Below are 11,671 nucleotides of genomic sequence, written 5' to 3'. Positions count from 1 at the left end.
ATAATAACGGCTAAAATTTATAATCTGTTTCAGAATTTTTAAAAATCTACGCTTAAAGCAGTACCAATTATCTCGTATAATCTTGACTCTAAAAGCCTTCAACGGCTGATTGCTATATTCGAATATTTATAGCAAAACTATTTTATATTGTACTGATGGTAGTCGATCTATCGTCCTTGTATCATTTCACTTATTCATTTTATCTTTGAGTTATCTTATGTCCTTAATGCAAATTGCTGAACCCAATCAAAGCACCCGACCTCACGAGCATCGTTTTGGCCTAGGCATTGACCTTGGTACGACACGCTCACTGGTCGCCGTGGTACGCTCAGGCAAGGCACAAGTTTTGCAAGCAAGCACAGCGACAGATACCTTGCTGCCTTCCGTAGTGTATTATCCAAGTGAAGGTAGCCCATTGGTTGGCTCAGACGCCCTTGCCCATATGGCAGATGACCCAAAAAATACCATCATTTCAGCCAAGCGATTTATGGGTCGTAGCCAAGCCGATATCAAATTCTCTCATCCTTATGAGCTAAGTGGTGGCAAAGATGAGATGCCCGCTTTTGTCACTGCGCAAGGAGCAGTATCTCCTGTTGAAGTGTCAGCGCGTATCTTAGCAGCGCTTGAACAGCGTGCTGCTAACACATTGCCTGATGAGAGTATTCAAGGTGCCGTTATTACAGTACCTGCCTATTTTGATGAAGCACAGCGTCAAGCGACTAAAGATGCTGCTCAAGCAGCAGGTATCAAGGTACTGCGTCTACTAAACGAGCCTACTGCTGCTGCAGTTGCTTATGGTCTCGACCAAGAGACTGATGCAGGCGTTGAGAAACATTACCTTATCTATGATTTGGGCGGCGGTACGTTTGATGTGTCTATTTTAAAGTTAAACGATGGCGTTTTTGAGGTGCTAGCGACAGGTGGTAACAGTGCACTTGGTGGCGATGATATCGATCGGTTACTGACCAATTGGCTTATCAAGCAACTGCATATTGACCCAAAAGACGTTAGCCTGCATGATAAATCAATTCTTGCTCAACAAGCCAAAGCTTATAAGCAAGCACTGACGGATGCTGAGCAAGTTGATATTGATATCATCGTGAATGAGCAATCTTTTAAGGGCATATTGCGCCGTGAAGATTTATTAGCGATTGCAGACCCAGTCAATCGCCGTACCTTGAGCGTCTGCGAGCAAGTCTTACGTGATGCTAAGCTCTCAACATCTGATTTAGATGAAGTTATTTTGGTGGGTGGTTCAACTCGTATGCCTGCTGTTAAACAAGTAGTTGCTGACTTTTTTGCAAAGCAGCCGCTTTGTCGCCTCAATCCAGATGAAGTGGTCGCTTTAGGTGCTGCACAAACTGCGCATCAATTGGTCAATGGTGATAGCGATAACAATCTACTGCTGTTGGATGTGACGCCACTATCGCTTGGTCTTGAAACCATGGGCGGCTTGGTTGAAGTACTTATCCCGCGCAATACCCCTATTCCAGTTAAGAAACGTCAAGTGTTTACCACTTATCAAGACGGTCAAACTGGTATGGTGATTCATGTGGTACAAGGCGAACGTGAGACCGTCGATAACTGTCGTTCACTGGGACGCTTTGAGTTATATGGCATTCCGCCCATGAAAGCAGGATTTGCCCGTATTGAAGTGACTTTTAGCATCGATGCTAATGGTCAGCTGACGGTTAGTGCGCAAGAAACCACTACCAAGACCGAAAGTAAAATTGAGATTGTACCTTCTTATGGCTTGTCTGATGAACAAAAAGAGCAGTTATTGATTGCAGGTTTTAAATACGCTGAAGAAGATAAAAATGCACGTTCATTAATTGAAACCAAGGTTGAAGCAGAACGTGAGATACTGGCATTGCAATCGGCACTGAAAGATTTTGACGCTTTACTTTCAGAAGATGCTAAGCAGTCTTTGGTGCAAACCATGCAAGACTTGCAAGCGGCGCTTAGTACAGATAATTTAACCCTTATTGATGCAAAAAAACTGGCGCTTAAACCGCATAGCGATGCCTTTGCCGCCCTTATTATGAATCAAAGTGTTAAAACCAGTATGGCAGGTACTAGTGCCCAAGACTGGTAACAGAGATGTTCTACCATATTGCTTACGTGTCAAATTAAGCGTATTTTTTATACTTTTAGATTTTATTTTAAATGGATTAGCACCGGATAGACTACCTTATGCCAAAAATCACTGTACTACCCCATCATGAAATTTGCCCTGAAGGCATCGAAGTTGAATTAGCAGCAGGCGAAAATTTATGTAAAGCCTTACTCGAAAAAGGCATCAAGATTGAACATGCTTGCGAGATGTCAAAAGCTTGTACGACTTGCCATGTCGTAGTGCGTAAAGGTTTTAATAGCTTAGATGAGATGGATGATATCGAAGCTGACTTACTCGACCGTGCTTGGGGGCTGGAACCTGATTCACGCTTGTCTTGTCAGGTGATGCTTGAGGATGACGATTTAACCATCGAAATTCCTAAATATACTTTAAATCATGCTAAAGAAAATCACTAATTATTGATGACTTTGCCTATCAGTTCTATTTAAGCCCTTTGTATTTTTAAGTTAAAAGCAATACTCATAAAAAAACCAGTTATCACTCATAACTGGTTTTTTTATGTTTAAAGTAAAAAGGTATAACTCATAATCATCTAATGCTATTATCGACTATTTATGATGCTGAGCCTCTTTTTTACTGGCTTTACTTATTTCAATAGCAACCGCTTTTTCTTCTTGTTCGATGCGTTCAAGTGCAAGATTGAGACGAATTCTGATATCTTGATAATCATTATCTTGCATGTCTCTAAAATTCAAATGCAGGTTAAAACCTGGTAGCGTGTGGTCGACCCATTTTGACAGTTTTCCTTTATTCTCATCAGGATCTAATACTTTCCAAGCGCTCATTTTATTATCGAACCCTTTTAACTGAAAAGCACCTGCATATTCGCAGTCAAAATCATGAGCGATATAGTCGTGAGTGCTTTCGCTGATGTATATTTCACCCTTACCAGCGACAGCTTCAAGCCTTGAAGCTAGGTTTGCCTCTTTGCCAATGAGCGTATAACTCAGACGATTATTACTACCGAAGTTACCAACATGACAGTAGCCTGTGCTAATACCTACGCGTATATATAATCCCTCAAAACCCAGCAGTCGCCATTTTTGCCGCAGTGTGCGCATCTCACGGCGCATATCTATTGCCATAGCTACACAGTCTAGGGCATCTTGACGAGGACCACGGCTACTCGGCTCACCAAAAAAGCAGACCATGCCATCGCCGATAAACTTATCTAGTACTGCCCCATGTTTATTGGCAATCAATGTCATACAGTGCATATAAGTGTTTAAAATATCAGCTAAATTATCTGCACTTAAGCTATCAGACAGTTCAGTAAAACCAACAATATCTGAAAACATAATCGTCAGCTTAGCGCGTTTATTAGCGACGGCAACTGGACTATCCGCTTTAACAATAGGCTCCCATACCTGTGGCGGTACAAAACGGGTTAATTTATTGATTACTGATACCATAGTACTTAAGCGCCCAACCACTTGCTCAGCCCGTGCTTCGTGATGGATATACTCATGATATATATGGCGAAAATGACAAAGAATCACGAGCATTGTTGCCAGCAAGATAATAGGCGTTATCCAACTGGTCTGACAATCTATCTCTCTACTACTCAAAATAACACTAACATAATAAAAAATAATGACAGTGACGACTGCCACAGAAATTAACTTCAGATGGTTTTCAGGACTGCTGAGAATGATACGTAGCCCAATTAACGCTGCCAAACTTAATGAGATGAGGGGACAGACCTGAATAGAACCAATGACCACAGACAATAAAATAATAACAATATTAGACGTCCAAAAGCTTTTTTGACGACGAAAGTTATAGATTAAAATCATGAGGCTAGGTAAACAGACGACGATTAAACGCGCCATTGACCTTGGACTGAAGTCAAAATGAATAGTGAGCAATATCACACTTAGTATGAGAACAAAGACTTCAGGATAATCAAATCGACAGACATCATTACCCTGTATAGATTTTTTTGGGCTGAATGTGTCTAAAAATGCCATGATAGCTATTCGCTTAAACGAGAAAAAACATTGAGAGTGCTAATAAATATAAGATAGATAGTACAGCTTATCTCTATAACCATGCTTATAAATAAGATAAATTAAACAGTACGATTATACGTTTGAATTTTATTAACAGCTATGTCATTGAGTACTCAAAGTATACCGTTTGTCATTTATTTTGTTACCAAAACCAATGAAATCATCATAGCAATGCCTTTTTCCTAAACAAAAGCGCCAAGTTCGAGCTAAGTGCAAAAAAAGCCAGATAATTTACCTGACTTCTTTTGACTGACATATACCAAGCGATATTAAACCTATCAGTAAGTAGTTGGTTACATCTGCCAATCGAACGGCATTTGATGATGACCACGTAACGCCATCATTAATGTTTGTTGCATTTGCGCCAATACTTCTTTGCTATAAGGCACTGCAGGGACACCCCATACCGGATTTGGCCACTGCATATCATTCTGATAGCGAACGATATGATGAAAATGTAACTGCGGTACTTGATTGCCAAGGGCTGCGACGTTCATTTTGTCTGCTTGAAAAGTCTTGGCAAGTTGGCTTGATAACCAGCTCGACTCACGCAAAAACTGCGTTTGGTCTGCCTCAGACAATTCATACAATTCTTTGATACCTGACACACGTGGCACCAATATCAACCATGGGAATTGGCAATCATTGATTAAACGACAGGTTGATAGTGGAAAATCACCCACTAAAAAACTATCGGCAGCAAGTTTATGATGAAGTTGGAACATAATGACGGTTCTCTTGTTGTAAAGCTTAGATAAAAAGATAAGAAAGAAAGATTAGGCTAAAAGTTCAATACAGACTTTTCAGATAGATATTCAGTGTCGCTATTTTATCAGTTATCCAACCGATAAAATAGCAGCATAAATTATTGGCTGATTTTTAATACTTAGTTTTAATACTTACTTAAAAATGCAACTCATATATCACTGTTATGAGTAAGCCGATCTCTCTAAGCTGATTCCGCTACCATATGCTCGCTAAAATAACGCAGCAACTCTTGAATAATAGTGACACGCTGTTGCGGTGTTGCCAATTTATCAGCATCTTGATAGCGAATGCTAGAGGCGCCATTCATGCGATAGCGCTGCCCATTTGCTTGAATCAGCTTAATAATAGCTAAAGCATCGACCGGCGTATCGGGTGCAAACTCAAGCGTTATGCTATTACTATTGGCATCAATTTTATTAATCTTTAGAGGCTCGGCTTGTATGCGTAAACCATGAACAGCAAATAACTGCTTGGTCTGGTCTGGCAGCGTCCCAAAACGATCAATCATTTCAGTACGGATATCGGTCAACGCTTCTTTATCATCGGCATTACTGATACGCTTATAAAATAACAAACGCTGATGCACATCGTGCAAATACTCTTCTGGTATCAATGCCGAGCTATGCAGATTAATCTCACTGGTTAGCGACAACGGCGTACTTAAATCAGGCTCTTTACCCGCTTTAATGGCTTTTGTCGCCCGCTCAAGCATATCCATATATAAGCTAAAGCCAATTGCCTGCATATTACCACTTTGCTGCTTACCAAGTATCTCACCAGCACCGCGAATCTCTAAATCTTCACTTGCCAGCATAAATCCTGCGCCCAGTGTGTTAGCACGCTCAATGGCATGTAATCGACGTTTAGCATCCCCTTTAAGCCCTTTAATAGAGGGTACCAGCAAATAGCAATAGGCTTGATGATGGCTACGACCGACACGACCACGCAGCTGATGTAATTGAGCCAAACCAAACTTATCGGCACGCTCAATGATGATGGTATTGGCATTCGGTACATCAATACCGGTCTCAATAATGGTAGAACATACCAATACATTGAATTTTTTATGATAATACTGCTGCATTACTTGTTCGAGTTGGCGCTCTTGCATTTGCCCATGAGCGACCCCTACGCGCGCCTCAGGAACTAGTTCACGAATAGTCTCTGCCATACGTTCAATGCTAGCCACATCATTGTGCAATAGATAAACCTGACCACCACGTAATAACTCACGCAAGATTGCTTCTTTCATCAGTGCTTCTGTCTTTTGCATGACAAAGGTTTTAATCGCCAGACGGCGTGCCGGTGGCGTAGCGATAATCGACATGTCACGCATGCCAGAGAGCGCCATATTGAGCGTTCTAGGAATCGGAGTCGCTGTCATCGACATACTATCGACATCGGTCTGAATCGCCTTGATACGCTCTTTATGACGCACGCCAAAGCGATGTTCTTCATCGACAATCATTAATCCTAGATTAGAGAATTTCACATCGGGTTGTAGCAGTTTATGAGTGCCGATAACAATATCGACCTTGCCAGCTGCAAGGTCTGTTAACACATTTTCTTGGTGCTTTTTGCCACCAAAGCGTGAAAGCGTTTCGACACGTACCGGCCAATCAGCAAAACGATCGCGGAAATTATCTTCATGCTGACCAGCTAGCAAGGTGGTCGGCACCAAGACTGCCACTTGGTAACCGGCACTGACCGCAATAAAGGCGGCTCGCATAGCCACTTCCGTTTTACCGAAACCAACGTCGCCGCAGATGAGACGATCCATTGGCTGGTTTTGTCGCATGTCTTCCATCACCGCATGGATGGCGTTGGCTTGATCAGGCGTTTCTTCAAAAGCAAATTGGCTAGCGAATAGCTCATACTGTGATGGGTCTATTTTAAAGTGGATACCGACCTTTGCCTCACGCCGTGCTTGCATATTGAGCAATTCCGCAGCGACATCATGAATTTGCTCTAGTGCCTTTTGCTTGGCTTTATCCCATTTTCCGCTACCAATCTTATGCAATGGCGCAAGCGCGGGATCACCGCCGCTATAGCGATTAATCATTTGCAAGTTGGCAACCGGCACATAAATACTAGCGTCATCAGCGTACTTTAAGTGAATAAATTCTTGCTCACCCTCTCCAACATCTAGGGTTATCAGACCATTATAACGCCCAATACCATGCTCAATATGAACGACAGGACTACCATCTGTTATTTCAGTGACGCTTTTAACTAAGAACTCTTCTGAGACGCCGCTTTGACGACGACGGCGTGTTTGTAATACTTGCCGACCAAATAATTGCGTTTCGCTAATCAGCACCAAACGCTCAGGCACATAAACACCGCGTTCAATAGGTGCAATCGTTAGACCAACCTGTGGCAACTTTTTATTATTAAGCCCCGTTGTTTTATCGGCGGCTAAAAACGTTTCAAAGCTGTCATAAGCCTTGATATCGATTTTACCTTTAAACAGCTCAATAAGAATCTCACGACGACCTGCTGTCTCAGCGACAATCAATACCGGTGTTGCCATTTGTGCCTGTAGTTCTAAAAACGCGAGCAGCTCAGTAAGTGGCTCTGCTTTTTGATGATTAACAGCTAACTGTGGTGGCTCTTGCGCACTTAACGTTACTAAGCCTTGCTGTTTATTTTGAGCAAAATCTAACGGTATTTGTGCAGTTAATTGTAATTGACTCTCCAATACTGACTCGTCAATCGCAGGCCCATCGTTCATTGTCAAAAGCTTATCACGTGCACTGAGTATCACGCGTGGATAATGATTGAGATGCTCGTTAAGAGTATTTGATAATAAATACAGCAACTCAGGGGCGACAATAGGCTTATCGATATCATGACGGCGCTCTTCATAGCGGCGCTGGATTTGCGACCAATAATCCGCCTGTTTCTCGTTAATAAGCTCATCAGTGATGAATAGCGTATCGCTTGGCAGATAAGAAAATAAACTACTTTCCACCGTCCAGTCTTTTAAATCAAAAAATAGTGGCTGATAATATTCCAGTCCGCTACTCGCAATGCCTGCCATCACATCTTTATGCAACTCGAACTTACGGCTATTGCTATTGGGGAACATGGCAGCAAAGTTGGTGCGGAAGGTTTCACGCCCTTCATCAAGTGGAAACTCTTTTGCCGGTAGAATTTGAAACTGTTTAATAGGTTTTGAGATATCGGGTAGTTTATGCAGTAGCGACAACGACTCTTTACCCATGCTGCTATCGTTACCACTCATCATTGATTTTAAATCATCAACAGTCAAAGTGCGCTGAGTCTGTGCATTAAAGAATCGAATGGTCTCAATTTCATCATCGAATAAATCCAGACGTAGTGGAAACGGCTGACCCATCGCAAAGATATCAATGATACTGCCACGTACCGCAAATTCACCTGGCTCAAAAACATTTTCAACTGCTCGGTAACCTGCCTTTGCTAGTAATGCTCGCTGTATACTGATATCGAATTGATCACCAACACTTAAATCAAAATGCTGCCCAATCAACCAGCTTGGCGGCGCTACTCGATGCATTAATGCCTGCACAGATATCAATAGCACGCCTGACGTTGGCATATCAGTCAATAAATTGATACGCTCGCTGACAATATCTTGATGCGGTGACAGCTCATCATAGGTTAGCGTCTCCCAATCAGGAAATACATGAGCATCGACACCGCAAAATGCCAGCTCTGTCTCTATTTGATTGAGCTGATTTTGGTCACGCGCCACCACGACTTTTAGACGGTCAGCAACATTCCATATAGTAGCTTGTACCAGACTTGCCAGCCATAAGCTACTAACGGCACCATGCACTGGCGCAAGCCAACGGCGCTCGGCGTTTTGGATAGGAAATAACTGTTGATTAATAGGGTCGAAGGCGTCAGTCAAAGCAGTGATAGGCATAGAGGATAGGATCAAAGTTATGAGTCAGAAAGCTATTATACGAATATTTGCGCAATTACCAAAATTTATGCCGTAACGGTTTGTCACTTAGCATTTTTATAAAAAGCCCAAGAGCTAAATACTGTGTGAAATAAAGACTTACTACTAAAAACAGGGCTTCTAAACGCAAGAACCTCAGCTTGCGAGCCGAGGTCTTTGTAATGGATTCGCTAAAAATAGACTTTGTCTTTAAATTAATGGCTTGTCACTAGCGATGATGCCGTTATTGTCTGCATAGACAAACATACCAGAATTGAGAGTCAAATCACCAAAGCTAATTTCGATATTCGTCTGACCTTCATCGCGGCGATTCGATTTACGCGGAATACAGCCAAGCGCCATCACACCAATATCCATCTGCGCCATGTCATCAACGTCACGTACGCAGCCGTAGACAATAACGCCTGCCCAACTATTATCAATGGCAGATTGTGCAATCATGTCACCTAACAGCGCACAGCGCATAGAGCCACCACCATCAACGACTAATACCTTACCATTACCATTTGTATCTTTGCCATCACTACTTAGCAGTGATTTGACACGGCTATTATCTTCAAAGCATTTAACCGTCACAATCTCACCGCAGAACTTTTCTTTGCCACCAAAACTATAAAACGACTTACCTTCGATATTAGGCAAACATACCTGCGACTCAGGATTAGCATCCAATAGATCACAGGTTACAAAGTTTTCTTTGGTCATCGTTGCTGATTCTGGCATGGTGGGACTCCTTGTCTGTTATGGTTAAATTATTTTTAGCTTATTATTGAATGCTTAGGCTATTTAATCTTTTGACGCTTATCATCAAACTATAGCTAATCCTTCGCTTAAGGTTTTACTCGAGTCATCGCAAGCATCTGTTTATTTTCAATTATCTCAGTAGTTTTGATTACTGGTTCGGTGCGGTATTTACTGCGATGATAGATATCATGGGCGCTCATTGCCATCGCACTAGCGACACGCTTAGCTGAAATAGGATGTAAGGATAGCGACTCGGACACCAGTGGTAAAATAAGCTGAAAGGCTTTCTGTCCTAGACTTTCAAGCGGGCGACCCTTATGTTTACCAAGTAGTAACGATGGACGGAAAATAACTAATTGGGCAAACTCTAATGCCATTATAGATTCTTCAGTTTCAGCCTTTACCCGATTATATAAGAAGCGACTGTTGATATCCGCATTCATTGAGGACAATAGAAAGAAGTTTTCAACGCCTTTATCTTGGCACAATTTGGCAAAACCGACATTATAATCATGGTCAATCTTATGGAACGCTTCATCACTACCCGCTTGTTTCTTGGTGGTGCCAAGGCAACTAAAGGCATCCGTTTTTCGATCAGCGCCAATGCTTGCAAAGATTTCGGCTAAGTTGTCAAAATCATTCACCTGATAAAAACGCATACTGGCATTAATGTAGCGAGGAGGACGCCGTGCAATCACAATTAATGTGTCATAAATCTCACTAAGCTGCTTTACAAGATGTTGCCCGACCAATCCTGTTGCACCTATTACTATTGCTTTTCGCTGCATAGCCTATCCATTTATAAAGTGTTGGAATATTTATGATAGTCAAAAATGTGACTTTTGAAAGCCCGTCGGTGACGCTTACCACTTTAGTATCATACCTAAATTAATGAATCACCGAGGCTATTATGCATAATTTATTGTAAGAGATTTTATCAGCAAGTGGTTTTACTCAGCTCATGCCTTTGTTTAGACTCAGACACTCACTCAATATTATGATAAATACCTGTATAAACTCCTATTAAAGGCATAAAATCCCGCTCATCCATGTGATGGCGTAACTTCTTTGAGCATTAATCATCAAACTTATTGTTCTAAGTGCGATAATTTGCTAAGATAACCGGCTTTACACGTCAACGCTGTTTAATTATTCCAAACAGTTCTGGCGCTTGCGATGATTTATTACTATTAGATACTCTAATTGTAGACATCGACATCATGTTTGGCGAGACGGCTGCTCGTTACCGATGATGGTTAAACCCTTTACTGTAATCCACATTCATAATTTTATCTGTCTTTATCAAGGAGATTCGCGTGGCTAATACTGCACAAGCTCGTAAACGCGCCCGTCAAAACACCAAACGTCGTCAGAACTCTGCGTCACAACGCTCTATGGTTCGCACTTATTTGAAACGTGTTGACGCGGCTATCGCTGCTAAAGATTATGACGCGGCTACCGAAGCTTACAAAAAAGCGGTACCGGTTCTTGATCGTATGGCTGACAAAGGTATTCTTCATAAGAATAAAGCTGCTCGTCGTAAGAGCCGCCTAAACAAAACAATCAAAGGCTTACTAGCTTAAGATTGGTTGCGTTTAGACCGTATGATGCCTCGATAACATCATAACTAAAACCTTGTCACTGGTTCTAATACTGGGGCAAGGTTTTTTTATGCCTGCTCAAAAGTAATTAGTAATTTCGTAAATAGAGATTATGTCCATTTTACTTCTGGTGGCAATAGCAGTTTATTAGGATGAAAGCCCGCAGCGCGGTAGCCTTCAAGCAAAGTGTGAATCGGACGCACATAGACTTCGCCACGCCAGACAAAATACGCACTTGCCTGCTCGAATGGCTTGTCATCAAACCACAAAAACACTCCTTCCATCATTTTTGGCCAATCGTTCCAATCAATCTCAACAACATCAAACATCACCGCTAAAAATGCAGACAATAAAGTATCATGGCTGACAGCGAGCATCAGATGCCCGTGTTGCGGCTGATTTTGATAAAAGAGCGATAAGATATCGAGACCGCCTTGATAAGCGTTTTTAGTACCTT

The 11,671-nt window shown here is 41.9% G+C and carries 8 protein-coding genes and 1 pseudogene; 3 read left to right on the top strand and 6 right to left on the bottom strand.

Annotation, left to right across the window (positions count from 1 at the left end):
- Positions 1-217 precede the first annotated feature (217 nt).
- Together hscA and fdx are read left to right on the top strand one after the other, a co-directional pair.
- On the top strand, positions 218-2,095 hold the full coding sequence (gene hscA, locus VLN09_RS07100) for a Fe-S protein assembly chaperone HscA (RefSeq protein WP_325245034.1): 1,878 nt from the start codon (positions 218-220) through the stop codon (positions 2,093-2,095).
- 98 nt (positions 2,096-2,193) lie between these two features.
- The gene (gene fdx / locus VLN09_RS07095) at positions 2,194-2,532 is read left to right on the top strand and encodes an ISC system 2Fe-2S type ferredoxin (protein WP_149409577.1); all 339 of its coding nucleotides are present in this window, start codon (positions 2,194-2,196) and stop codon (positions 2,530-2,532) included.
- Positions 2,533-2,685: 153 nt separating this feature from the next.
- On the opposite strand, the gene VLN09_RS07090 is transcribed toward fdx, so the two are convergent.
- The 5 genes from VLN09_RS07090 to VLN09_RS07070 all read right to left on the bottom strand — a co-directional run bounded on the left by VLN09_RS07090 (position 2,686) and on the right by VLN09_RS07070 (position 10,401).
- The gene (locus VLN09_RS07090) at positions 2,686-4,107 is read right to left on the bottom strand and encodes an adenylate/guanylate cyclase domain-containing protein (RefSeq protein WP_325245030.1); all 1,422 of its coding nucleotides are present in this window, start codon (positions 4,105-4,107) and stop codon (positions 2,686-2,688) included.
- Positions 4,108-4,442: 335 nt separating this feature from the next.
- Positions 4,443-4,874 (bottom strand): HIT domain-containing protein, encoded by a 432-nt coding sequence (locus VLN09_RS07085; protein ID WP_011513989.1) that lies wholly within the window; start codon positions 4,872-4,874, stop codon positions 4,443-4,445.
- Positions 4,875-5,098: 224 nt separating this feature from the next.
- Positions 5,099-8,830, bottom strand: a complete 3,732-nt coding sequence (gene mfd / locus VLN09_RS07080; RefSeq protein ID WP_325245028.1) for a transcription-repair coupling factor — start codon at positions 8,828-8,830, stop codon at positions 5,099-5,101.
- Between the two features lie 228 nt (positions 8,831-9,058).
- The gene (rraA, locus tag VLN09_RS07075) at positions 9,059-9,574 is read right to left on the bottom strand and encodes a ribonuclease E activity regulator RraA (RefSeq protein WP_325245036.1); all 516 of its coding nucleotides are present in this window, start codon (positions 9,572-9,574) and stop codon (positions 9,059-9,061) included.
- A gap of 125 nt (positions 9,575-9,699) precedes the next feature.
- Positions 9,700-10,401 carry an NAD-dependent epimerase/dehydratase family protein gene (locus VLN09_RS07070; RefSeq protein ID WP_325245025.1) on the bottom strand — a complete coding sequence of 234 codons (702 nt, stop codon included), beginning with the start codon at positions 10,399-10,401 and terminating at the stop codon, positions 9,700-9,702.
- Between the two features lie 528 nt (positions 10,402-10,929).
- On the opposite strand from VLN09_RS07070, the gene rpsT reads away from it, so the two are divergent.
- Positions 10,930-11,196 (top strand): 30S ribosomal protein S20, encoded by a 267-nt coding sequence (gene rpsT / locus VLN09_RS07065; protein WP_011513993.1) that lies wholly within the window; start codon positions 10,930-10,932, stop codon positions 11,194-11,196.
- Between the two features lie 128 nt (positions 11,197-11,324).
- Here rpsT and VLN09_RS07060 read toward each other — a convergent pair.
- Positions 11,325-11,671 (bottom strand): annotated as a pseudogene (locus VLN09_RS07060) (histidine phosphatase family protein); the annotation flags it as partial.

This window comes from Psychrobacter sp., from assembly GCF_035469765.1.
Classification (GTDB): Bacteria; Pseudomonadota; Gammaproteobacteria; order Pseudomonadales; family Moraxellaceae; genus Psychrobacter.
Note: the sequence above shows the minus strand (reverse complement) of the source record. Positions and strands in the feature narration are given on the sequence as shown.

What these genes read in the sequence shown, in the direction of transcription:
- hscA (WP_325245034.1), top strand. Translation starts at nt 218, where the DNA reads ATGTCCTTAATGCAAATTGCTGAACCCAATCAAAGCACCCGACCTCAC.
- fdx (WP_149409577.1), top strand. Translation starts at nt 2,194, where the DNA reads ATGCCAAAAATCACTGTACTACCCCATCATGAAATTTGCCCTGAAGGC.
- VLN09_RS07090 (WP_325245030.1), bottom strand. Translation starts at nt 4,107, where the DNA reads ATGGCATTTTTAGACACATTCAGCCCAAAAAAATCTATACAGGGTAAT.
- VLN09_RS07085 (WP_011513989.1), bottom strand. Translation starts at nt 4,874, where the DNA reads ATGTTCCAACTTCATCATAAACTTGCTGCCGATAGTTTTTTAGTGGGT.
- mfd (WP_325245028.1), bottom strand. Translation starts at nt 8,830, where the DNA reads ATGCCTATCACTGCTTTGACTGACGCCTTCGACCCTATTAATCAACAG.
- rraA (WP_325245036.1), bottom strand. Translation starts at nt 9,574, where the DNA reads ATGACCAAAGAAAACTTTGTAACCTGTGATCTATTGGATGCTAATCCT.
- VLN09_RS07070 (WP_325245025.1), bottom strand. Translation starts at nt 10,401, where the DNA reads ATGCAGCGAAAAGCAATAGTAATAGGTGCAACAGGATTGGTCGGGCAA.